This window comes from Pedobacter mendelii, from assembly GCF_014635725.1.
Classification (GTDB): Bacteria; Bacteroidota; Bacteroidia; order Sphingobacteriales; family Sphingobacteriaceae; genus Pedobacter; species Pedobacter mendelii.
In genome coordinates this window covers 21,453-44,578 of the sequence record NZ_BMDJ01000016.1, presented here as the reverse complement: position 1 = coordinate 44,578, position 23,126 = coordinate 21,453, and the positions used below count along the sequence as shown (strand labels likewise).

33 protein-coding genes and 1 tRNA gene are annotated in these 23,126 nt (G+C 32.8%); 30 read left to right on the top strand and 4 right to left on the bottom strand.

Annotated features, from left to right (window positions below; genetic code table 11):
- Window positions 1-124 precede the first annotated feature (124 nt).
- From IEV50_RS19000 to IEV50_RS18885, 26 genes are all read left to right on the top strand, one after another.
- Window positions 125-760: a hypothetical protein gene (locus tag IEV50_RS19000; RefSeq protein ID WP_188417418.1), complete on the top strand. Its 636-nt coding sequence runs from the start codon at window positions 125-127 to the stop codon at window positions 758-760.
- A 220-nt stretch (window positions 761-980) separates the two neighbouring features.
- Complete coding sequence (locus tag IEV50_RS18995; protein ID WP_188417417.1) at window positions 981-2,489, top strand: hypothetical protein; 1,509 nt, start codon at window positions 981-983, stop codon at window positions 2,487-2,489.
- A 4-nt stretch (window positions 2,490-2,493) separates the two neighbouring features.
- A tRNA-Gly gene (locus IEV50_RS18990) sits at window positions 2,494-2,562 on the top strand.
- 246 nt (window positions 2,563-2,808) lie between these two features.
- Window positions 2,809-3,096: a hypothetical protein gene (locus IEV50_RS19705; protein WP_229746809.1), complete on the top strand. Its 288-nt coding sequence runs from the start codon at window positions 2,809-2,811 to the stop codon at window positions 3,094-3,096.
- Window positions 3,097-3,342: 246 nt separating this feature from the next.
- Window positions 3,343-3,525: a hypothetical protein gene (locus IEV50_RS18980; protein WP_188417416.1), complete on the top strand. Its 183-nt coding sequence runs from the start codon at window positions 3,343-3,345 to the stop codon at window positions 3,523-3,525.
- A gap of 208 nt (window positions 3,526-3,733) precedes the next feature.
- Window positions 3,734-4,951, top strand: coding sequence for a cation:proton antiporter (locus IEV50_RS18975; protein ID WP_188417415.1), 1,218 nt, complete (start codon window positions 3,734-3,736; stop codon window positions 4,949-4,951).
- Window positions 4,952-5,126: 175 nt separating this feature from the next.
- Window positions 5,127-5,684 (top strand): hypothetical protein, encoded by a 558-nt coding sequence (locus IEV50_RS18970; protein ID WP_188417414.1) that lies wholly within the window; start codon window positions 5,127-5,129, stop codon window positions 5,682-5,684.
- Window positions 5,685-5,940: 256 nt separating this feature from the next.
- A complete protein-coding gene (locus tag IEV50_RS18965) occupies window positions 5,941-6,288 on the top strand; it encodes a type II toxin-antitoxin system RelE/ParE family toxin (protein WP_188417413.1) in 348 nt (115 codons plus the stop codon).
- Complete coding sequence (locus tag IEV50_RS18960; protein WP_188417411.1) at window positions 6,288-6,593, top strand: helix-turn-helix domain-containing protein; 306 nt, start codon at window positions 6,288-6,290, stop codon at window positions 6,591-6,593. Before IEV50_RS18965 ends, IEV50_RS18960 begins: the two co-directional genes overlap by 1 nt.
- Window positions 6,594-6,764: 171 nt before the next feature.
- The gene (locus IEV50_RS18955) at window positions 6,765-7,763 is read left to right on the top strand and encodes a serine hydrolase domain-containing protein (protein ID WP_188417409.1); all 999 of its coding nucleotides are present in this window, start codon (window positions 6,765-6,767) and stop codon (window positions 7,761-7,763) included.
- A 201-nt stretch (window positions 7,764-7,964) separates the two neighbouring features.
- Window positions 7,965-8,762 (top strand): PhzF family phenazine biosynthesis protein, encoded by a 798-nt coding sequence (locus IEV50_RS18950; RefSeq protein ID WP_188417407.1) that lies wholly within the window; start codon window positions 7,965-7,967, stop codon window positions 8,760-8,762.
- Between the two features lie 4 nt (window positions 8,763-8,766).
- Window positions 8,767-9,216 carry a DinB family protein gene (locus IEV50_RS18945; protein ID WP_188417405.1) on the top strand — a complete coding sequence of 150 codons (450 nt, stop codon included), beginning with the start codon at window positions 8,767-8,769 and terminating at the stop codon, window positions 9,214-9,216.
- Window positions 9,217-9,416: 200 nt separating this feature from the next.
- Window positions 9,417-9,872 carry an NAD(+)--rifampin ADP-ribosyltransferase gene (gene arr, locus IEV50_RS18940; protein ID WP_188417403.1) on the top strand — a complete coding sequence of 152 codons (456 nt, stop codon included), beginning with the start codon at window positions 9,417-9,419 and terminating at the stop codon, window positions 9,870-9,872.
- 163 nt (window positions 9,873-10,035) lie between these two features.
- Window positions 10,036-10,581: a GNAT family N-acetyltransferase gene (locus tag IEV50_RS18935; RefSeq protein ID WP_188417401.1), complete on the top strand. Its 546-nt coding sequence runs from the start codon at window positions 10,036-10,038 to the stop codon at window positions 10,579-10,581.
- Between the two features lie 164 nt (window positions 10,582-10,745).
- Window positions 10,746-10,970, top strand: a complete 225-nt coding sequence (locus IEV50_RS18930; RefSeq protein ID WP_188417399.1) for a hypothetical protein — start codon at window positions 10,746-10,748, stop codon at window positions 10,968-10,970.
- Window positions 10,971-11,026: 56 nt separating this feature from the next.
- The gene (locus IEV50_RS18925) at window positions 11,027-11,554 is read left to right on the top strand and encodes a GNAT family N-acetyltransferase (RefSeq protein WP_188417397.1); all 528 of its coding nucleotides are present in this window, start codon (window positions 11,027-11,029) and stop codon (window positions 11,552-11,554) included.
- Between the two features lie 68 nt (window positions 11,555-11,622).
- Window positions 11,623-12,543 (top strand): tetratricopeptide repeat protein, encoded by a 921-nt coding sequence (locus tag IEV50_RS18920; RefSeq protein ID WP_229746806.1) that lies wholly within the window; start codon window positions 11,623-11,625, stop codon window positions 12,541-12,543.
- A gap of 478 nt (window positions 12,544-13,021) precedes the next feature.
- The gene (locus IEV50_RS18915) at window positions 13,022-13,579 is read left to right on the top strand and encodes a DUF4256 domain-containing protein (RefSeq protein ID WP_188417395.1); all 558 of its coding nucleotides are present in this window, start codon (window positions 13,022-13,024) and stop codon (window positions 13,577-13,579) included.
- 199 nt (window positions 13,580-13,778) lie between these two features.
- Window positions 13,779-13,934 carry an SDR family oxidoreductase gene (locus IEV50_RS19700; RefSeq protein ID WP_229746805.1) on the top strand — a complete coding sequence of 52 codons (156 nt, stop codon included), beginning with the start codon at window positions 13,779-13,781 and terminating at the stop codon, window positions 13,932-13,934.
- 54 nt (window positions 13,935-13,988) lie between these two features.
- Window positions 13,989-14,675, top strand: a complete 687-nt coding sequence (locus IEV50_RS18910; protein ID WP_229746804.1) for a Rossmann-fold NAD(P)-binding domain-containing protein — start codon at window positions 13,989-13,991, stop codon at window positions 14,673-14,675.
- A 15-nt stretch (window positions 14,676-14,690) separates the two neighbouring features.
- Entirely contained in the window at window positions 14,691-15,026 is a 336-nt protein-coding gene (locus tag IEV50_RS19860; protein WP_308785486.1) for a hypothetical protein, read from the top strand.
- 105 nt (window positions 15,027-15,131) lie between these two features.
- On the top strand, window positions 15,132-15,608 hold the full coding sequence (locus tag IEV50_RS19855; RefSeq protein ID WP_308785485.1) for a helix-turn-helix domain-containing protein: 477 nt from the start codon (window positions 15,132-15,134) through the stop codon (window positions 15,606-15,608).
- Between the two features lie 30 nt (window positions 15,609-15,638).
- The gene (locus IEV50_RS18900; protein ID WP_188417393.1) at window positions 15,639-16,196 is read left to right on the top strand and encodes a DNA-3-methyladenine glycosylase I; all 558 of its coding nucleotides are present in this window, start codon (window positions 15,639-15,641) and stop codon (window positions 16,194-16,196) included.
- Between the two features lie 188 nt (window positions 16,197-16,384).
- Entirely contained in the window at window positions 16,385-17,233 is an 849-nt protein-coding gene (locus IEV50_RS18895) for a methylated-DNA--[protein]-cysteine S-methyltransferase (protein ID WP_188417391.1), read from the top strand.
- The gene (locus tag IEV50_RS18890) at window positions 17,230-17,478 is read left to right on the top strand and encodes an Ada metal-binding domain-containing protein (protein WP_188417389.1); all 249 of its coding nucleotides are present in this window, start codon (window positions 17,230-17,232) and stop codon (window positions 17,476-17,478) included. The genes IEV50_RS18895 and IEV50_RS18890 overlap by 4 nt, the downstream gene beginning before the upstream one ends.
- Window positions 17,454-18,062, top strand: a complete 609-nt coding sequence (locus IEV50_RS18885; RefSeq protein ID WP_188417387.1) for an alpha-ketoglutarate-dependent dioxygenase AlkB family protein — start codon at window positions 17,454-17,456, stop codon at window positions 18,060-18,062. The genes IEV50_RS18890 and IEV50_RS18885 overlap by 25 nt, the downstream gene beginning before the upstream one ends.
- On the opposite strand, the gene IEV50_RS18880 is transcribed toward IEV50_RS18885, so the two are convergent.
- On the bottom strand, window positions 18,063-18,848 hold the full coding sequence (locus IEV50_RS18880; RefSeq protein WP_188417385.1) for a hypothetical protein: 786 nt from the start codon (window positions 18,846-18,848) through the stop codon (window positions 18,063-18,065). It abuts the gene before it with no gap.
- Between the two features lie 132 nt (window positions 18,849-18,980).
- Here IEV50_RS18880 and IEV50_RS18875 point away from each other — a divergent pair, with 132 nt between their 5' ends.
- The 4 genes from IEV50_RS18875 to IEV50_RS18860 all read left to right on the top strand — a co-directional run bounded on the left by IEV50_RS18875 (window position 18,981) and on the right by IEV50_RS18860 (window position 21,730).
- Window positions 18,981-19,436 carry a response regulator transcription factor gene (locus IEV50_RS18875; protein WP_188417383.1) on the top strand — a complete coding sequence of 152 codons (456 nt, stop codon included), beginning with the start codon at window positions 18,981-18,983 and terminating at the stop codon, window positions 19,434-19,436.
- A 110-nt stretch (window positions 19,437-19,546) separates the two neighbouring features.
- Entirely contained in the window at window positions 19,547-20,074 is a 528-nt protein-coding gene (locus tag IEV50_RS18870; protein ID WP_229746803.1) for a DUF4199 domain-containing protein, read from the top strand.
- 230 nt (window positions 20,075-20,304) lie between these two features.
- Entirely contained in the window at window positions 20,305-20,703 is a 399-nt protein-coding gene (locus tag IEV50_RS18865) for an META domain-containing protein (RefSeq protein ID WP_188417381.1), read from the top strand.
- 76 nt (window positions 20,704-20,779) lie between these two features.
- A complete protein-coding gene (locus IEV50_RS18860; protein ID WP_188417379.1) occupies window positions 20,780-21,730 on the top strand; it encodes a YihY/virulence factor BrkB family protein in 951 nt (316 codons plus the stop codon).
- Window positions 21,731-21,769: 39 nt separating this feature from the next.
- Here IEV50_RS18860 and IEV50_RS18855 read toward each other — a convergent pair whose 3' ends face one another.
- The 3 genes from IEV50_RS18855 to IEV50_RS18845 all read right to left on the bottom strand — a co-directional run bounded on the left by IEV50_RS18855 (window position 21,770) and on the right by IEV50_RS18845 (window position 23,043).
- A complete protein-coding gene (locus IEV50_RS18855) occupies window positions 21,770-22,051 on the bottom strand; it encodes a hypothetical protein (protein ID WP_188417377.1) in 282 nt (93 codons plus the stop codon).
- A gap of 75 nt (window positions 22,052-22,126) precedes the next feature.
- Window positions 22,127-22,717: a porin family protein gene (locus IEV50_RS18850; protein ID WP_188417375.1), complete on the bottom strand. Its 591-nt coding sequence runs from the start codon at window positions 22,715-22,717 to the stop codon at window positions 22,127-22,129.
- Window positions 22,718-22,746: 29 nt separating this feature from the next.
- On the bottom strand, window positions 22,747-23,043 hold the full coding sequence (locus IEV50_RS18845; protein WP_188417373.1) for a hypothetical protein: 297 nt from the start codon (window positions 23,041-23,043) through the stop codon (window positions 22,747-22,749).
- Window positions 23,044-23,126: the final 83 nt, after the last annotated feature.

Below are 23,126 nucleotides of genomic sequence, written 5' to 3'. Positions count from 1 at the left end.
AAGCCGATGAAGGTCGTATTAAACGGTGGGGTTTAATTATCCTGCCGTTTTTTTGCGCACTCTTGTTGCCGTTTTTGGTGTATTCTTAATTGCCGATTTTTGTGCAGATTAACTTACTGATTACATGAATAAATACGAGGAAATATTTTTTATAAGTAATCTCTTATCAAAAGCACAAGCTGACAAATCCGTTGAGCTAAGTAAAGTCAACAACTGGAAAAGTCTGTATTTAAACGATGAAACAAAAGTTCAGGAAGATTATTTGTTTCGGCTTAATCAACTTGGAATTTTACATTATGAAGAAATTGGTGAGGACGGATTTAAACCAATAGTGATATGCTCAATAAAACCCGAAACAACTGACTATTTAAAAAAACTTTTAATCGAGATAGAACAAAATACATTTGTGGACCAGAAAAAAATAGAAGCTCTGAATAAAAGAATAACAGAAATATTAACATTTGACCCTCAAAAACTTTCTAATGAAATCAAGGCGACTGAAAATATAATTTCTAATACTAAAGAACAATTAAAAGCAAGCCCACTTCTACAACCGCTAATGATACAATTGAACCAAATCGAGCTTCATTTTAGAAGCCTGAGCCAAGTTGCAAACAATTATGAAGAAGTATATAAGAACATTATTCTTCCTGTAAGAGAAGAAGGGAAGTCGGGGGTTCGACAAACTGTCAAATGGGCAGTTATAAGTATTATCGTGTCTACATTTCTTTCTCTTGCTATAAGTTGGCTTACAAAGTAAATTTAAAAGCAATAACCTTATTATTGCTTAAACTAGCAAATCGATGATACTACTGCTAACAGGTAGTTTGGCTAAATTGGCGGAAATTCATCTACAACCTTTCCAGTTTTTTAGTAGATTTATCGTAACCGCCAACTTCGCCAAGCCCCGGGGCGTTAGCGGCAACCTTAACGTTCCGAACAAACGACAGAGCTAAAATTAAAAAGTTGAACAAAACAAAGTGAAAGACCCGAAAGACATAGCTGACAAATATTTTGAGATATATTCCAAATTGACGGACTCGACCTCAAGAATTGCATTGATTGCACTCTTGGTTCTTGTTACGAACTGGCTGTTTATTGTTGAAAGTAATTTTGATAAATACACATCAGTAAAACAAGAGTTTCAATATAAGTTCCAAGCAATCGAGAATCAGTTCGTTGAAATAAATCAGAAGTATTCAGAAGATACCGCTACATATAAGATAAAGCGGCAAGAACTAGTTGCTCAAAAAGATGAGCTGACAAAGGAAAAAGAAAATTCACTAAAGGATAAATTGACTGAGGTAAAGGACTTGCCTTCATTAATTAAATTTATTTTTTTTATCTCTGACAATTTAGAAAAAGGCGGGCTTATATTAAACATACTTTTTTTCACATTATTGACGTATTTGTTGTTTAACCGCAGAACAAGTTTACAATATCTTTCAAAAGCAATTAGAATTTATAAAATAGAACCGACACTTCAAATCAACGCTTATCAGGATTTTAACCTTTCATCTCCAATATGGCTTGCACCATTGCCTAAAAATCAAAATAAGGATGTTTCACCTGCCGAACTTAAAACTATACTCGGTTGGACATTTAACCATAGTCTTTTGAAAATTGGGTTGATTGCCACTTTAATTGCAATAGTTATAATTCAATCACGACTTGCTTTCATCACTTTTATCGTTAACGGTAGCAAATTCAATTCAATATTTTTTTTGAGTTCGTTTTTTGTTATGCTAACTTCTTTGTTAATTATTTATTGGCTACTTCCAATAAAGATTGAAGACAATTTTAATTACGAAAAAAATCCAAATCCATTTTCAAGAAGAGATTTTATTACTGTTTCTTCATTTACTATTCTTTCAATTGTTCTCTTTAAATTTTCTCCACTTCTGCCAAAATATATTCATAAGAGAGTTCCCAGATTTAGAGCGAACAAAATTAAGTTTCCATTTACAATTTCTAATTTCAAATCTTCATTGGTAAAAAATAAGAAATCAAATATCGTTCATTACATCAATAGTCAAGGATTTTCACAGACACTCCAGACAATTTCGAGTAGTGATGATTTCAATAAATTCAAGGGACACATTGAAAAATTCAATCAAATTGCCACTCTCAAAACAAAGCATGAAAAGCCACGAATGCCAATTAAACATTCGACTTGGCATTCAGAAAACCTAGCATTTGAAAGCATTCAAATAGGTAATTTTACAGTTGCTTTTGATATAATACTTTATGCAATCAAACAAGGTATTGACAACTATTCACCGAGCTATCGATTACACGATTTATTAGCTTTACTTTGTGTTCGGTATAAAACAAAAATACCAAATGGCGTTTTCGAGAATCTTGTTGAATTATCGAACAATTCTAAAGACAAAAAACTGATTGAGAGAGCAAAGAAGTGGAACGATAATAAGTGGATAGACAAAATTTGCAAAAAAACTAAAGTTACTTTTAATAAAATTACAATATAAAAATGGGGCAAGTATTTCAATGTAGAATAACGCTTCCAGCGGAGATAGGGGTTCGAATCCCCTCTTTGCCCCTTCTTTATAAAAAACTTGACACGACACATCCTTGGACTAACAGAAAGGCAGTCGATAACATCGGTGCTTGGCAATAGTCGGGCTGAAGTTCTTCGATTGAACTTTTGTGTATATTTGAGCATTAGCTCTTCGGCTCAACATTAGTGATAAAAATCCCCCCCATCGCAAAGCCCCAAACCGTTATATGTCATACTTACCCAACTTGAAGGATAATTAATCATTGGAAATATTTTCGTAAATTAACACAATGAAAAAAGTGCAAGAAATACAGTTGGATTTTGTGGTTGACAAGCTGACCAATTCCATCCAAAATACTATTTCTGGCGACATTTTTCAGACTGAAGTGGCTAGATTTACAATTAATGACAGCAAAAATATAAATGTTAAAAAAGGGTGGAATTTCAATTGGAAAATCGAATTAAAGGACGACACCAAAGAAGTTTATAAACTGACCATTGTAAATAATTTAGACATCGTTCAAGGTTTGTTGAGTATCACAAAAGAAACCGACCACATTTATATGAATTTGCTTTAAAACGCTCCTTTTAATATCGGACAAAACAAACTTTATGAAGGCGTAGCAGGTAATTTGGTTGCCTACGCTTGCAAACTTTCATTTCAGTATGGGTTTGACGGCTTTGTTGCATTTACAGCAAAAACAAAGTTGGTGAGACATTATGAAGAATCATTGGGAGCCTACCACTTCGGCAGGCGTCGGATGATAATTCCGGCCGAATCATCCAAATTATTAGTAGAGAAATATTTTAAAACCTAAGAAATTATGGGATTTATAAGAGAGCCAAAAGGAGTTGACTTTATAATTCAAAGCGACCCTTTAACAGAAAAAGAAAGAAAAGAGATTAGCCAGTTTATTTCAGATTACAAATCGAAGAAGTCGAAATCTACATCAAAAAAGTTGGTAAAAAACGTGAAAAATTGCTTTCATAAAAGTACGAACACATAACAGCAAATTTTTTCAAAAATGGCTGAAGGTGGTTTACGTTAATTCATCAGGTATTTACTAAATTTAGTGCGGTAAGACAATAGTTCTGCATTAATTCCATTTATGTACAAATTTTCAAAACGTTAGTGGCAAGCGTACTGCAAAGTCACCCTGCGAACATTGAACAGACAAATAAAATTTACAGACCCAAATAATTGACAAAAAACAAATGAATTTATACTTTGCCCTAACAATTTTAATTTGCCTTTCAGCGGGTTTCGCTTATCTGAACCAACGCTTTTTGAAATTACCTTTTGTAATTGGACTTTTTATTTTATCTACAATTCTATCTTTGTTTGTAATCAGTTCAAAACTTTGGCTAACCCTACCAGTTGAAGAGATTAAAACATACATTGAAACTGCAAATATTGACAAAATTATTCTTAATATACTTTTAGGATTTTTACTTTTTGCAGGAGCACTGCATACAAATTGGAACAACCTTAAACAGCAAATTAGACCAATTGCAACTTTTGCATTAGGTGGAGTTATTCTATCGACAATTATTATTTCAGCATTGTTTTTTGGACTTACTCAACTATTTCATTTAGACATTTCATTTATTTATTGCCTAATTTTTGGTGCATTAATTTCACCAACAGACCCAATTGCAGTTTTAGGCATATTGACAAAAGCAAATGTTCCCCAAAAGACAGAATATACAATTGTAGGCGAAAGTTTATTTAATGACGGAGTTGGCGTTGTTGTTTTTATCGCATTGTTAGACACTTTAAATACAGGCACTTTTAGTTTTTCACATTTTGGTTTTCTATTTGTTCAAGAAGCCGTTGGCGGAATAATTATGGGACTTATTTTTGGCTATTTTTTGCATTTACTTTTAAAATCGGTTGACCATTATGAAACAGAAATTTTATTGACACTTGCATTTGTAATGGCAGGTTATGGAATGTTTAATTATTTTCATGTTTCTGGTGCATTAGCAATGGTTGTGATGGGTTTAATGGTTGGTAATTTCAAACAAGACATTGCAATGAGCGATACTACACAAGAATATGTTCATAAATTTTGGGAGTTAGTGGACGTAGTTCTAAATGCTATCTTATTTATTTTAATTGCATTTGTGTTGATAGTAATTGACTTTAAGACAGAGTATATTTTCGTAGGACTTATTTCGGTTTTAATAGTTTTGCTTTCAAGAATTATCATTGTCTATTTACCACATTTAGCGTTCCCTAAATTATTAAAATTGACAAATAAAGAAGCGAAAATAATTAGTTGGGGTGGCTTACGTGGTGGACTCTCATTAGCATTAGTTTTATCATTGCCAGACAGCGAAACGAAAAATATATTATTAATTGCAACTTACTTTTGCGTTTTATTTAGTATCATTATTCAAGGTTTGACAATTGAAAAACTTGCAAAATGAAAACTCGAAAAAACAGACCCGAAGAAACGCCAGCCACTAACAGCACCTACCCAAAAGGCGGGGTTTCGTGCTCCGCAGACAGTTTTGCGGTAGCCGAAAGTTCAGTTCTCCGAATGAAGTTTAGTGGTGAAAATCCCGCCCTTCGCAAAGCGGCAAAACGTTATAGCCAATTTTAATGACACACTATACGACAGACAAATATCGCATTGACATATATGCCGACCAGACTTTTACAGAAGGTTCGGCTGACAATGTTAATCAATACGACTTTGTTTACTTTGACAAATCTGAATATCACTTTCCTTCTGTTTTTGGAATTAAAATCTATCAAGACGACAAATTATTAAGAAGTGCAGTTATCGGTTCTATCGGTGGCGGAACAACAATTCACGACACTTCGACAATTATTGAAAATGACAGACTTGTAGTTTGCTGTTCAGACACAATTTTTTGTTTGTCAATTCCCAACTTAACTTTGTTGTGGCGGACACAAGCTGACCAAGCGACTTGTTTTGAAATTTATAAATACCAAGACAGCTACATTATTCACGGAGAACTTGAAATTTCCCGACTTGACAAGGACGGTGAAATACTGTGGCAACAAAGCGGTGCGGACATTTTTACAACATTGGACGGTAAAGACAGTTTCGTAATCAGCGACAATTATATTTTAGCGACTGACTGGGAAAATAGAAAATATAAATTTGACTTCAATGGACAATCAATTTTATAATAACAACATAACGCTGGACGACTTAACGAGAAAAGAAAAACTGGCTATAACAAGGGTTTTGCGTCAGGCGGGCTGAAGTGCAAAATTCAACAGTAGTTTTCCAATTGAACATTCGTAATAAATTCAGCTTTTGTGCTTCGATTTCCGCCACTACGCCAAGCCGCAAAACGTTAGCGGCAAGCGCTCCTGAACGTTAGTGCTAAAAATCAAGACCAGAAAACTTGCATATTGATAACTTTTGAGTTAACTTTACGTAATGAATTCTCAAAGGCAAATCGTTTTTCACGAATATCATTTCACCAACTTCTATTTAGAGCAGAGTGAAAAAGTGCAAGAGAAAATTGAATACGTTTTTAAGATTTTAAGAACCGTACAAAATGTTCCAAAAAAATTCCTAAACCATATGACAGGAACTGACGGACTTTATGAAATACGAATTGAATTTGAAAGCAATATTTATAGAATATTTTGCTGTTTTGACAAAGGTAATTTTGTAATTCTGTTTAACGGTTTCCAAAAGAAATCTCAGAAAACGCCAAGAAAAGAAATTGACTTGGCTTTAAAATTAAAAGAAGAATATTTTAACTCAAAAAAGAAAAAATAATGAACAAAGAAAATATCAGAAATGCTAAAAACTTTGACGAGTTACTAGACATTAAATACGGAAAAATCGGTGTTGGAAAACGTGATGAATTTGAAGAAAAAGCTCAATATTTTGTTATCAGCGAAATGTTGAAGGAAGCTAGAAAAGAAGCAAATATGACGCAAGAACAATTGGCTGAAAAAGTCGGAACTAAAAAAAGTTATATATCTCGTCTTGAAAATGGAAAATGCGACATTCAACTTTCGACACTTTACCGGATTTTTGAATTTGGACTTGGAAAGCGTGTAAATTTAATGTTTGGATAAAAACGCCTAATCGCTAACAGCAAATTTTCACAAAAATGGCTGAAGGTGGTTTACGTTAATTCATCTTTATTTACTGAATTTAGTGCGGTGCGACAATAGTTCTGCATTAATGCCATTTATGTACATATCTGCAAAATGTTAGCGGCAAGCAAAAAACAATAAAACCCTAATATGGCACGAACTGAAGAGTTTATAGATAAGATTACAACCATTCTTAAAATTTTGCCAGTTCACACAGAAGTATCTATTTCTGTGACAGAAAATAATACGGCAACTTATTATGGATTAAAAAATGAAGGAGAAGAAATTTCTTATCCAAATAATAAAACATCGGCATTTGAAATAGGCTCTGTTACTAAATCTTTTACAGGGAATATACTTGCTCAATTAGTAGTTGAAGGTACAGTGAGTCTTGACGACCCAATCTCAGATTTCCTTCATTTTGAACTGAAAGATAATCCAGCTATAACTTTGAAACAATTAGGTATGCATACTTCTGGACTTCCGAGAATGCCAATTGGTTATGACGATAGAAGAAATTTCATTAAAGAAAACCCTTTTAGTAATTATTATGAGGAAGATTTAATAAGCTATTTAAAAAATGACCTAAAAATGAAATCACAGCCTGGAGAAAGGGTAATATATTCAAATTTAGGCTTTGGTTTGCTTAGTTATATTATGTCGAGGATTCAAGGACAATCTTTTGCAGAAATAGTTGAAACGAAAATTTTCAAGCCATTGAAAATGCAGCATTCGGTATTTAGCATTAATAGGATCTCTACAAAAGTGATTAATGGATTGGATAAAGAAGGGAATTATACACCATATTGGGATGGCGGAATTCTTGATGGTTGCATTGGTATTATATCCACATCCGAAGATTTAGCAAAATTTGCAATGGCAACTTTAGATGCGAAGAATAAAACGACTGAACTGCAAGCTTCTAATGCTGTTTTGGCTAAACCAGATGTTTATTCGGCAATTGGGTGGGTTTTGGTAAAATCTTCTGAAACGGAGTCTATTTTAAAAATAAATGGTGGAACAGCAGGTTCTTCCTCTTCCATTTTTCTCAATCGCCAAAACCAAAAAGTATTAACCTTCTGCTCTAATATTCATCCCGATACTTATATGGATATAATAGAACCATTATGTTCCGAGGTTGTGAAATAATTTTTGGACAGTCCATAGACTATTGCCAGCCGCTAACATGCGGTTTGCCAAAAGCGGGGATAAAGTGCTCCGATTGAGCATTTGTGCAAGGTTTAACACTTGTAATGATATTGAACATTTGTACTTCTAATTTTCCACTTCGCCAAGCCCCAAATCGTTGTGTGCTATTTTAAAGACTATCACCCACTAGAAATTTAAACAATGAAAACATATTTTGTAGACTCATTTACAAATGAAAAATTTAAAGGAAATCCTGCCGCGGTTTGTATAGTTGAAAATGATATTGAGGAAAAGGCAATGCAAAACATAGCAACCGAAATTGGTTTTTCGGAAACAGCATTTATAAAAAAAATATCTGACAACTCATACAGCATTAGGTTTTTTACACCAAAAATGGAAATACCTTTATGTGGACACGCTACATTGGCCTCTTCCAAAATTATTTTCGACACTACATCGTTAACCAAAATCGTTTTTGTAAATATTAACAATGTTGAATTGGTTATTGAAAAATCGGGAACAAAAATTAAAATGCAATTTCCTGTTTATGAAACAGAAGAAATCGAAGTGCCACAAAATATGCTTACTGCACTTGGCATAAATGAAATTGTAAATAAACGATACAGTCCAAATAATAAAATAATTTTAATTGAAATTAAAGACACAAAAACATTGGCTGATTTGCGACCAGACTTTCTTTCATTGGTAAATTCATATGAAGGAATAAATGGTGTTTTAGTTACTGCACAATCCGAAAGCATTGACTTTGATTTTCATTATCGATATTTTTGGCCTTGGGCAGGTACAAATGAAGACCCGGTAACAGGTGGAATTCAAACTTTTCTGACAAAGTATTGGGCTACAAAATTGAACAAAAATAAACTGAATGCTTTTCAATCATCTGCAAGAACAGGAAAAATGAACACTGAACTTAATGATAATAAAGTATTTATTTATGGAGAAGCCGTAACTGTTTTTGAAGGAGTATTTAAAAATTAAGCCAATGGTAATCGAAATACTAAAAGGTTTATTCGACCGAGATTTGAATAAATTAAAGAATGAAATCAACTTGTATAAGAATGAAAATAATCTTTGGAAAGTTGATAAGCAAATCGCCAATTCAGCAGGAAACCTTTGCCTGCACTTAATTGGAAATCTTAACACATATATTGGTGCTGAAATTGGAAAGACAAATTACATTAGAAACAGAGAACTCGAATTTTCGTTAAAGAACATTTCAAAAGCTGAACTAATTGAGAACATAGAGAAAACGTTAGAAATTGTAATTACATCACTCAAAAAATTAGCTGATGAAGATTTAGACAAAGAATATCCTATTTTGGTTTTTGAAACAAAAACTTCGACAGGGTATTTATTAATTCATTTGACAACACATTTGACGTATCACCTTGGACAAATAAATTACCACAGAAGACTTTTGGATTTAGACTAACGAGAAACAAAACAGCACAAAACAGAGGTTTTGCAATAGTGTGGCTGACGTGCAAAGGCTCAGGTTTAGTTTTTCAATTTGGCTTTTGTGCAAGCGTTGGGCTGAAGTAATCCTATTGCCACACCGTCGCAAGCCTTAAACCGTTAGCGATCATTGTATGACGACAACCAAGCAGACACAAAAACTTTTAAAAATAAATTATGACAACGGAAAAAACTAACAGCAACGAAAAATCTAATGTACACGGTGCGACACCTTTTGCACAGACATATTTTCACGGGACGAGGTCTGACTTGAAAGTTGGCGAGTTTATCGAAGTTGGTTTTAACTCTAATTACGGACATAGAAAAAATGCAAAATACATTTTCCTTTCTGCCACATTGGATGCTGCAATTTGGGGTGCTGAACTTGCATTTGGTGTAGAACGTGAAAGGATTTATTTAGTTGAACCTACAGGACCAATTGAAGACGACCCTGACCTGACTGACAAAAAATTCCCGGGTAACCCGACAAAATCTTATCGTTCGACAAATCCTTTTAAAATAATTGGAGAAGTTACTAATTGGCAAGGACATCCACCAGAACAAGTTAAAGCAATGAAAGACGCATTAGCAAAACTTAAAGAACAGGGAATTAATTCATTGAATGACGAATAATACAGCACATAAACTGCTGACGAAAGAAGAACAACGAACCGCTAACAGTGGCTTGGCAAAATGGATACAGAAGTGCTGAATTGAACATTTGTACTTCTAATTTTCCACTTTGCCAAGCCCCAAAACGTTAGGCATAATTGTGAAACCCAACATCTTTAAACAAATGGAATTTGAAATTTTAACAACCAAAAGACTAAATTTAAGACGACTAGACCCAGAAGTTTATAAGTACGTTTTTAATAAATATTCTGATACTGAAATAAAATTATTTTTTGGTTTATCATCAGATAAAGAACTGAGTAAAGAGAGAGAAAAATTAGATAAAGGGATTTCCACTTTTAATAAATCTTTTCTACTTTTTCAAATCATCGAAAAAGATTCAGACAAAATAATCGGATGGTGTGGTTTTCATACTTGGTATGTGGAACATAACCGTGCAGAAATTGGTTATGCACTTTCAGAAAACCTTCAAAAATCAAAAGGAATAATGACGGAGGCTTTATTCACAATAATTGAATATGGCTTTAAAAAGATGAATTTACATAGAATTGAAGCCTTTATTGGACCTGACAACATACCATCTCTTAAACTAATAGCTAAATTTAACTTTACTAAAGAAGGTGTATTGAGAGAACATTATTGGAAAAATAGCAGAATGGAAGACTCTGTTGTTTACTCGTTATTAAAGACAGAGAACTATGGAAAATAGTATAACTTCAGCTAACATTGCATTGGCTGACGAACATAGGCTGAACATTTGTATTCTATTTATCTTTGGTGCAAGCATTTAGGCTGGCAAGCCTTGATTGCCCCTAAAACGCCAATGCTTCAACGTTAGCGATCATTGTAAAACGACACTTCACAACAAACGAAATGAACGAAGAATATATCAAACGAATAAATAAAATCTTGACATTGACAACGAATGGAAACTTATTAATAATCTTGCAGTTGTTGAATCGAAGGTTTAATGATGTAAACAGTAAGGTAGAAAACGATGAACCGCTAGCAAGGGTTTTACAAAAGTGGCGGTTCGGTTCTCCGCTTATCTCCGCATCAACATTTGGGCTAAAAACCTATTTCTTCGGCAATACCTAAAACGTTAACGATCTCGAAATTACACCCCGTTACACAGACTAAGTAAATAAGACAAAATGAAAAACATAAATTTCGCACCTTTTCCAATTTTAACAAGTGAAAGGCTAACTCTTAGACAATTAGAAATTAACGACCAGCAAGATATTTTTGCTTTGCGTACTGACACAGAAATAAATAAATATCTTGATAGAGTACCAAGCAAAACAATTGAAGACGCAATAAACTTTATCAATAAGGTTAATGATAGCATCGAAAAAAACATTGCATTTTATTGGGCGATTACCTTGACAGATACAAAAAAATTTGTTGGGACAATTTGTATTTTTAACTTTTCAAGCGAAAAAAATAGTTGCGAAATTGGATATGAGCTTATGACAAAATTTCAAAGTCAAGGAATAATGAAAGAAGCGGCACAAATAGTTATCAACTATGCTTTTCATGCATTAAAGCTTAGAAATTTACTTGCGCTTACGCATTGCAACAATCAGAATTCAACTAAGCTTTTGTTAAAATTAAATTTTGTAAAATCTACAGAAACAGACAAAGAAAATCCTGATTTAATTATTTTCACTTTGATACAATAAATCTTATTGATACATGAAGGATGATGAAAGCAAAAACTTGGAAGATTAATTAAACAAACATTAAAATTATGAAAAAGTTACAATTTAATATAACCATCAATGCACCTTGTATGAAATTATGTAAATTTTTAAAAATTTTATCTCTCTTCATTTTTCCTTTAACTGTTTTAGCACAGACAGATAATAGTGAATTACAAAAAATGTACAATGAAGACCAAAGCTCAAGAATGGTAAAAAACATTAATTGGTCTGTTTTATCAAAGCAAGATAAAGAAAGAGAAAAAAGAGTTTATGAGATGATAAATTCAGAACAAATTATAACAGGAAAAGATTACTACAATTCTGCTATGATTTTTCAACATGATAACGATACCATAGCTTCTTCAATGGCTGTAAAACATATGAAAAAAGCCATTGAATTAGACAGTACAATTAATAAATGGTTATTGGCTGCAGCTATCGACAGAGATTTAATGAGACAAAAAAAACCGCAGATTTATGGAACACAGTATGTAATGAACAATGGGGAGACAAAATGGAAACGATATGATATTGATTCAACCCAAGTTACAGACGAACAAAGAAAATTTTATAAAGTAGAAACACTCGCAGAGCAAATTCTAAAAGAACGAAATATGAACTTGACACCAATTTCAGAATTTCATTCAAAATCCAGTTCAATAAACCAGACAATTAAGTTTATAAAATCTGAGCACAAAAAAGGTTTAAAATCGGCTTATAATACAAGTGAAAATGAGTTGAATGGTTTTGCGTATGAGTTGCTAAAGGCAAAAAAAGAGAACGATGCTTTAGAAATTTTCATTTTGAATACCAAATTATATCCGAATCAGTTTAATACTTTTGATAGCTTAGGAGAGTGCTTACTACTGCTAGGAAAAAAAGAAGAAAGTTTAAATGCTTATAAAAAGGCTTTGAAACTAAATCCTAAAAACGAAAATGCAAGAAAAATTATAGAAAGTCAAAAATAATCCATTTCTAACAGTAGCTAATTTGCTTATATGAAAAATTTGTGAAAGGCTCAACAGTAAGAATTCTATTTAACTTTAATGCTAAAAATATGCTGTGTCGCCAAGCAAAAAACATTATGTACCATTTATAATAGAACAGACCATTAAATTTAAGAACGAATAAAATTTTAGTTATCGCATTTATTTTACTAGTACATCTTACTTATGGACAAACCAAACTGTTTGATGAAGTATTACATCATTAAAATTTAGATAAAAACTTTAATGAGACAGTATTTTTTGTAACAAATAGAAAAATAGACTACTTGAAAGCAGCAGGATTATTAGATACACAAGAAAAAACTTTAATTAATCCGAAAAATAAAATTTAAAATTGCATCAATTACTAAGGCATTTACAGTAGTTTTTTTTATTGAAAACTTATCTACATATAAATTTTGAGTATTCGATTTAATTGAATTAAAGGAAATTATTAATTATGAAAAATGAAATGTCAATCCAACAAAATGAAGAACTGTTCAACATTTTAAAAATCCGTTTCGAGAAAAACATGAATCGCCATGAAAACATTGAATGGGCTAAAGTTCAATCTAAGTTAGAGGCGAATACTGAAAAAGTTAAGTCAATTGGAGAGATGGAAATAACAGGAGGTGAGCCTGATGTAGTTGGCTACAATAAGGAAACCGATGATTACTTTTTTTTCGATTGCTCGGCAGAAAGCCCCAAAGGCCGAAGAAGTATTTGCTATGATCATGAAGCCTTGGAATCAAGAAAAGAGTATAAACCTTTAAATAGTGCGGTTAATATGGCTGTTGTTATGGGTATTGAGATTTTAGATGAAGAACAATATCGATACCTGCAAAAACTCGGAAAGTTTGATACTAAAATATCGAGCTGGGTAAAAACACCGAACCAGATTAGAAAACTTGGCGGAGCAATTTTTTGTGATCGCCGATATGATAATGTATTCACCTACCACAATGGAGCAGAATCTTACTATGCCGGAAGGGGATTTCGCGGTTTGCTGAAGGTTTAGAACTAAACAGTTTTGTTAACATAATTAGAAATATTCATGTATTCAAGAAACCTGGTATCAATATTTTATACCTAAATATGAATGTGATTGTTCTATCCGCTTAACCTTAAATAATTATCTTTTCGACTACAACTACAGTAGATTTGGTTACTTCTGGTTGTTTGATTCTTCAGAAATTTGAATAATCAAATAATAGAAAATGAAAATTATCATAACAGGTTCATTAGGACACATCAGTAAGCCACTAACCATAGCGTTAGTGCAAAAAGGGCATGCCATTACAGTTATCAGCAGCAAGCCTGAAAAGCAAAAAGAAATTGAATCACTTGGTGCAAACGCAGCAATAGGTTCTTAACACGATGTTGAATTTTTATCAAAAACTTTTAGCGGAACAGATGCAGTATACACGATGGTGCCTCCCGGCAATTATTTCGATCCAAATTTAGATTTATTAGCTTATTACAAAGATTTGGGTAAAAATTATGCTTATGCCATTAAAAACGCGAGTGTAAAGCGTGTTGTAAATTTAAGCACAATTGGAGGAAATTTAGCTGAAGGGAATGGAATTTTAGCTGGCGCACACCATGTCGAATTGATATTAAACGAATTGCCTGCAGATGTTGCTATCACGCACATGCGTCCGAACTCTTTTTATTACAATCTACTTGGTTATATAGAGATGATAAAATTCAATGGTTCAATTGTTGCAAACTACGGCGGCAATGATATAATTCCATGGGTTTCTCCAGTTGATATTGCGGCCGCTATAGCAGAAGAATTAATTACTTCATTTAGTGGTAGAAAGGCACGGTCTGTAGGAAGCGAAGACTTATCAGGTAATGAAACTGCCAGAATTTTAGGTGAAGCCATTGGAAAACCAGATTTAAAATGGATAGTTGTATCGGATGAAGAAACATTGAAAGGTTTAATTTCTATTGGTATGAATCCAAAAATTGCAGCAGGCCTGATAGAAATGTATGCTGCCTTACACAGCGGATTACTTGCAGAAGATTATTACAAAAACAAACCTGCTGTTATGGGTAAAGTAAAAATGACAGATTATGCCAAAGAATTTGCTGTTGCCTTTAACCAATAATATTTAACTTAGACCATGGCGAAACTCCAATTTCATAAATTTAAAACGATTAGTGATTTTCATAAATTTAGGGGATTACCAAAACCAGAGCATCCGCTAATTAGTGTAATAAACTTAGCTGATGTTAAAAGAATGCCTGAAGGCGAAAACAGTATTCTCTTAGATTTTTATTCCATTGCACTGAAAAGAAATTTCAATGCTAAAATAAGATACGGACAGCAGAAATATGATTTTGATGAAGGCATCATGTTTTTTATTTCGCCAGGTCAGATTTTTCGTATTGAAGTAGAAAAACATACAACTTTAAACCAATCGGGATGGATGTTACTCGTTCATCCCGATTTTTTATGAAACACTCCTTTAGCCAAAATTATTAAGCAAAGCGAATTTTTCGATTATTCTGTACATGAGGCGCTTTTCCTCTCGGAGAAGGAAGAAAATACAATTGCGGCAATCATGCAAAACATTCAACAAGAATATCACTCAAATATTGATAAATTCAGTCAGAACGTTATGCTGGCGCAACTAGAACTTTTACTTACTTATTCAGATCGATTTTATCATCGCCAGTTTTTAACCAGAAAAATATCAAATCATACCATACTTAACCAGCTGGAAAGCATTCTTACCAACCATTTCGAAAGTGATAAACTGGCAAAAAAGGGTATACCAAGTGTACAACTCATCGCGGAAGCATTAAACGTTTCACCAAATTATTTAAGCAGCTTATTAAAAGTACTAACCGGACAGAGTACTCAGCAACACATTCACAATAAATTGATGGAAAAGGCTAAAGAAAAATTATCAGCAACCGATTTATCTGTAAGTGAGATAGCTTACGAGCTTGGCTTCGAACATCCTCAATCATTTAGTAAGTTGTTCAAAACTAAAACCAATCTTTCTCCGTTGAAATTCAGGGCATCTTTTAATTAATGATAATCAACCGTTTTATAAAAACTAAAAATGTCGTATTGTACTGCTATTGAACTAATGCAACCAGAGGAAAGAAAGGCTTTGCATAAAAATTATCATGATAATCATTACGGCTTCCCGATACATGATGATAATGAATTATTTGGCAGATTGGTGATGGAAATTAATCAGGCAGGATTAAGTTGGGAAACCATTCTAAAAAAAGAGAAACCTTTTCGTCTTGCATATGATAATTTCAAAATTAAAAAAGTTGCAGCATACAATGAATCGGATTGGGAAAGGCTGCTTAAGGATGCCGGAATTATTCGCAATCGTTTAAAAATTAATGCCGCAATTGAAAATGCAAAAACCATTTTATTACTGCAGAAAGAGTTTGGTTCTTTCGAAAAATGGCTGGAAAGTCATCATCCGAAAACCAAAGAAGAATGGGTAAAGATTTTTAAAAAAACCTTTAAATTTACTGGCGGAGAAATTGTGAACGAGTTTTTAATGAGTATTGGTTATTTACCAGGATGCCACGATGAAAATTGCCCTGTAAATAAGGAGATACTAAAACTAAAGCCAATGTGGTTGAGTAAAAAATCATGATATCGGGTGATTTGATTTGAAAAAAAATGGTAGCGAGGTCATTTGAAATCATAAAAAAACAGGTATAAGCCGAATTAAACATAGTTTCCAACTTTTTATCGTGCCTAATTTTACATGAAAAACTTAGCAAGTTTCGGGTGTTATATAGATTAAATCGAGCTTACTTTTGTATATTAATAATTAAGATTATGAAAGTACAAGAGGAAATTAATTTTAATAGAATTACAGAAGCGATTAACTACATAAAAGCTAATTTTAAAAGCCAGCCGGATTTGGAAGAAATAGCCAAACAAGTAAACCTTAGTGCTTTCCATTTTCAAAAATTATTTAGTGAATGGGCGGGAACGAGCCCGAAAAGATTTTTACAATACATAAGCATCGGCTACGCAAAGCAACTGCTTAAAGATAACCAAACCCTTTTTGATACCGCATTAGCAACAGGTTTATCGGGTACAAGCAGATTGCACGATTTATTTGTGAATATTGAAGGGATGACCCCGGGCGAGTATAAAAACGGCGGAGAAAACTTAAATATAAATTACAGTTTTGCCGAAAGCCCATTTGGAAACATTTTAGTAGCATCAACAGACAAAGGAATTTGCAACATGGCTTTCTATGAAGATGAAAATCAAGCAATTAAAAATCTTCAAAAGCAATTTCCAGCAGCTAAATACAAAGAAATTATGGATTTGGCACAACAAAATTCGCTAATTATTTTCAATCACGATTGGAGCAAAATCGAGCAAATAAAGCTTCATCTAAAAGGAACAGATTTTCAACTGAAAGTTTGGGAAAGTTTATTAAAAATTCCGATGGGCAAATTATCAACTTATGGCTCAATTGCCAAAAACTTACAAAATCCTAATGCTTCCAGAGCAGTAGGAACAGCCATTGGTGATAATCCGATTGCTTTTTTAATTCCTTGTCATAGAGTAATTCAATCGAGCGGAGCATTGGGTGGCTACCATTGGGGAGTAGATCGAAAATTAGCTATCATTGGTTGGGAAGCAGCCAAATCCGAAATGGAAAGCGAATGATAAAGCATGTTAAATTAACATCAACTTCAATTAAAAATCAAATAAAAAATAATCAAATTTGCTTTGCAGGCAACAATCGCTTAAAAATTTATGGTTTGTTAAGCTGTAAATCAGGTAAACGAATGAAGAGAGAGACCCGGGTATTTTTCGACTCAGAAAAAGATGCTTTAGAAAATGGATTTCGACCTTGCGGGCATTGTTTAAAAGAGAAATATCAACAATGGATTTGTTCAGTACAGAAATAGATAAAAATCAAAACCTTTTGCCTTATGGTGGAACGGTTAATTATTATGGTAAGTTATTTTTGCAGCACGAAGCTAATTTATACTTTGAGGTGTTATGGGAAACCATCGAATGGAAAAACGACGAGGCTTTTATCATGGGTAAGCACATCATTACCAAAAGAAAAGTTGCATGGTATGGTGATGAAGACTATTCTTACACCTATTCAAGAGCATCAAAAAAAGCTTTACCCTGGACAGCAGAACTTTTAAAACTGAAGAAAATAGCCGAAGAAAAAACAGGTACAACTTTTAATTCATGCCTTTTAAATTTATACCATAATGGCAATGAAGGCATGGCTTACCACAGCGATGATGAAAAAGCATTAGCAAAAAATTCGGCGATTGCTTCGATGAGTTTTGGTGCAGAAAGAAAATTTTTACTTAAGCACAAGGAAACTAAAGAAACAATAAGCACTTTTTTAGCGCACGGCAGCTTACTGGTAATGGCAGGCGAAACACAAACCCATTGGCTACATCGTTTACCAACAACAAAGAAAGTAAGCAAGCCAAGAATAAACCTGACCTTTAGAACAATGGCTGTTTAATTATTTTTTAAACTCACTGATATCAATAATTCTATTGTTATCATTTTCTTTAAGGAAAAGTGTTCCCTTCTTGTTTTTTTGCCAACTGTAATTTTGCTGAATATTATTTAAAATCGTTTTAGGGTCTAACGTTTGTGCAGAAACGGGTAAATTAAAGGTTTCTCCGGTTAAATAATTAACCTGATATAAAGAATTAGCCATTGCAAATACCAGCGTAGATTTGTCTGCCGAATTTAAAAGAAATCTTCCTTGAATTCGCTCACCATCATTCTGTCTTTTAACAGGAAATACCCTTCCGTTTATGACGGTAACTACATAATCGTTATTAATTAAAATTGTACTCAAGCTCACTTCTTGTAAACCCACGGTAATTTTACTATCATTAGCACCATTCGATGGCCTGCTTAATTTTATAACTTCAGGCTTACCATTATTTAATGCAACGATGTAAAACGGCGACACTAATCCTGAACCATCTGCAACTTGTGCAATGGCCGCAGTTTTTTGAGTATTTAAAAATCTTGGTGACAAAAATTTGGTAGCCATAGGTTTTGGCCTATCAAGTATCGTAATCAGGGTATCTTTAAATTTCAGCTCAAAAATATCGCCATCCTTTTTTCCCGAATCAATTTTGGAAATTTTAAGCACATCTTCCTTTGATTTTGTTGTTTCGTTAAAGCTTTCACCAAACCTTAAATCTCTGGGTGTATATGTTTTTTCTAATTTTTCCTGCTTGCAAGAAAATAAAGCAATGGATAAAAAAAGTGCTGCTAATGTCGTCTTCATAAAATCGAAAGGATTTTTTGATAATTATAACTTTTATTTATTTAAGCTTCAAAAAAAATGCAAAAATTATTTCATCCTTTTTTTATTAATTTTAATTTAAGGAGAAAGTATACCTGCAAATTCAAATTTATAATGAAAAATAAAAATACTATTCTATATGGAATTTCATTAGCCGCTATGTTGTTTTTATTAAAATGGATCGAACTTCGTTTCATCATCATTAATCATGCATTTGAAATTTATGCTGGTTTAATTGCACTAATATTTACTGCATTGGGTATATGGCTTTCTTTAAAACTTACAAAGCCTAAAGTAAAAATACTTATTGTGGAAAAGGAAATTTACCTTGAAAAATCTACGGATTTTATTTTAAACCAAAAGGAACTTCACAAACTGAATCTGAGTAAGAGAGAGATTGAAGTTTTAGAATTAATGGCCAGTGGATTGAGTAATAAGGAAATTGCTTTACAGCTTTTTGTTTCATTAAACACAGTAAAAACACATACATCAAAATTATTCGAAAAAATGGAAGTAAAACGTCGAACACAGGCTGTGGAAATGGCAAAAAGACTAAATATCATCCGTTAAAAAAATCATCACCTAGTATGATTTTTTGCTTTTTAGCAAAATCACCCGAAAGTATGAGCCTCCAAAAAAATATTTGCAGCAAATTCGTTCCATAAAGATTTAAAATTAACATGATGAAAAAAATTGTAATCGTATTCGGATTAATTGCAGGGCTTATTGTAAGTGCATTAATGTTATTTTCTATAGCAAACTGCTATAATAGCGCTGATTTTGAAAGCAGTATGTTTTTAGGATATGCATCCATGTTGCTTGCATTCTCTTTTATATACGTAGCTGTTAAGAATTACAGAGATAAATATAATGATGGAATAGTCTCTTTCGGAAAAGCCTTCCGCATTGGTCTTTACATCAGCTTAATTGCATCTACATTTTATGTAATTGTGTGGCTAATTGATTACTATGTATTCGTTCCGGATTTTATGGATAAATATACCACGCATGTGCTTTTAGAGGCTAAAAAAGCCGGAGCTTCTCCGTCTGCTATGGCATTAAAAGTTAAAGAAATGGATGATTATAAGGAAATGTATAAAAATCCTTTTTTTGTTGTTCTGTTAACTTACACAGAAATTCTACCCATTGGATTAATCGTATCGCTCATTTGTGCTTTAATAATAAAAAGGAAAGCAAAATTATCGTAATCAAAACCTTAAAAGTTAAAGGTATGGCTTCGGATAAAAAAAAAGAAACGGCAGCAAAAAACATTTGATTAACTGATGCTTCTAAAGCAGTTGATGGCGAAGTGAACAGAACGGTGTTAGTATTTAACTGAATTTTTGAAGAAGAAAAGCTAAGCTAAATGAAAACGAAATTATATCACAAATTCAAAGTTGGATTAGTTTTTGTTGCATAACACCAAATCAAATATATTATGAGAAACTCAATTATCCTTGGATTAATTATCTGCTTTTTTAGTTCATGCCTAGAAAAAATCATTTCTGCTTCATTAACAAATACAAAATGGGAGTTATCTGAACTAACAGGCAAGAAATTACCTGAAAGTTCTAAAGCAACATTAAATTTTGGCGATAGCTTAAAGATAAGTGGTAAGTCTTTTTGCAACAGCTATGGTGGACAAGCAGAAATTGCAAATGAAAAAGTAACCGTTAAAAATGTTTTCAGTACTAAAATGATGTGCCAAGAAACAGATTCGGAAGAAAGAGCATTTTTAGCTGCATTAAGCGAAACTGACCACGTAAAAATGATTGATGGTAAGTTACAATTACTTAAAGGCGAACAAACTGTTTTAGTTTTTACTAAAATGAATTAATATAATTACATATACAACTAAGCCCGGATAAACTATTTTTAGTATTTTCGGGCTTAGTTGTATTTAAAATACCATAATGCCGATATCCATAAAAGACGAATTAAAGTTTTTTTTCTCAACCCTGAGAAAGGCATTTAATATATTTCAGCAAAATGACCCTTTGCGACTTGCAGGCGCAACGGCTTTTTTTACAAATTTTGCACTTCCTCCAATACTAATTATCCTCATTAGGCTTTTTGGTATGTTTACAGATAGAAGGTTACTGGTTACACATATTTTCCAAAGATTAAGTAACATCCTCGATAACGAAAGTATTGCTCAAATCAGACTTACACTTAGAAATATTCGTGGAATAGATCAGGCCTGGTACATTACCCTATTTAGTTTTGTATTTTTCCTGTTTGTTGCCACAACCCTCTTCAATGTAATTAAAAATTCATTGGAGCAAATCTGGAACATTGGCATGAAAGATAAAAAAGGTATTTTAAGTACGCTGAAATCACGGGCAATATCGGTAACAATTATTTTATTAGCAGGAATATTATTTTTATTCGGGTTATTGGCCGACAGTGTGCAGGCTTTTATTGGCTCATATCTCAAAACAAACTCTCCTTCATTTGAATTGGTTGCAACCTCAGTAATTAATCAAATTATGTTTGTAATTATTGTTACCGCATGGTTTAGCACCTTATTTCGTTATTTAACTAACGGTAGACCAACATGGAGGGCTGCATTATCTGGAGGATTGTTAACAGGATGCCTTTTTACAGCAGGTAAATATGTTTTGAGAATTTTATTACCATTAAGTAACATCAGCAACATTTATGGTTCTGCCGGCTCTATCATCGTAATTATGCTTTTCGTATTCTATTCTTCACTTATATTTTACTTCGGGGCCTCTTTTATAAGGGCTTTAAGTGTAGGTCGCGAGACCCCAATTGTACCAAAGAATGGTGCTTTTGCATACGAACTAACTGAAATTGAAAATGATATCATTGAAAAAAACAAAGAGGCAAAAACTAATTAAGTAATTGCCTCTTCGGTATATGTATCAATGAAAGAAAGGTTAATTTCTTATCATTACAGGAATTTTTTCATAACTCTGCATTTCTAATACAGCTAATTTATTTAATAAATTGTAATGTAAGGTACCAAAAAGATTAATTAAATCATCGCTACTTTTACCTTCTAAGCAAATGGACTCTTTCATAACTTCAATATTTGAATTTAATTTTACATTAAAGATTACTTCTTCATCTTTAATAATTAAATCGTTCGCATCAATTCTAAATTGATTTAGAAGCGCTATAAAATTGTGTCCCTTAAGCAATAGTTCCTTTAAATTCATAAGACAGGTATAATTAGGTGTATTTTCGACAAGCAATTATCAATGAATAACAACTCACTATAAAATATTGATATGTTATAAGATTCTGTATCCTATGCCTATGGTAAAGAGATTTAATTTCGTAGGCGGATAACCGTCTTTGTTTAATTTAGATAAGCCAAGTTCATATCTTGCATCAATACTGAGTTTTTTAATATCAAGTCCTGCACCGAATTGCCATGAAATTGCCTGATCTTTAAAATTACCGCTAAATACATTTCCTGTGGCCTGTCCTAAGCTTTGTTGATCATCTAAAATTAATGAAAACATTGGGCCAGTATTAATTCTTAAGCCCACACCTGCTGCACCAAACTTAGTCCCGATTAATAATGGCACATCTAAACTTGTAAATCTAACCTGATTTACCTGCCCATTTGCATCACTTATTAAATTTGTTTTTTTTCCTGAAACGTAAAGTTCTGGCTGAAAAAACACACCTGCTCCACCTACCCTGGCCCATAAACCGCCGTAAAAACCTGTTCTGTTATCACTACTAAAGGTATTTTCAGTGTCGAACTTTGAAAAATTCGCTCCAGCTTTTACCCCTAATTGAAATGTAGGTAATATTTGTGCACTTGCGCAAAAGCCTACAAACATGCAGGCGAAAAATAGATAGATAGATTTCATAATAATAAGGATGATTTAATAATTATGGATTAGCTAGTTGCACCATTAATTGCTTGTTGCTCTTTTAAAGCCTCAACATTGTTTTTATCCCCAAAATTTTCTGTTTTATCAGCAAAGTATTGAAGTATTGAAATAATTGTATCTAGGTTATCAGCAACTCTTTGGTGCATATCAGGTAAATCTTTTTCTAAGCGTTTATCGCCCAATTCGATATTATCAACCTCAATTTTACCAATCTTCTGAATAAGTGCCTGCTGAGAATTTTGTAAATCTCCCAATTCACGCACAATCTTTTCCATTAATTCGAACTTTTCTAAAGTATTCATAGCTTTTAATTTTAATTATTAATTGTTTTAATGATAACCCGTAACACGTCAATTTTGTTTTTGTTTGAAAAATTTTAAAATCA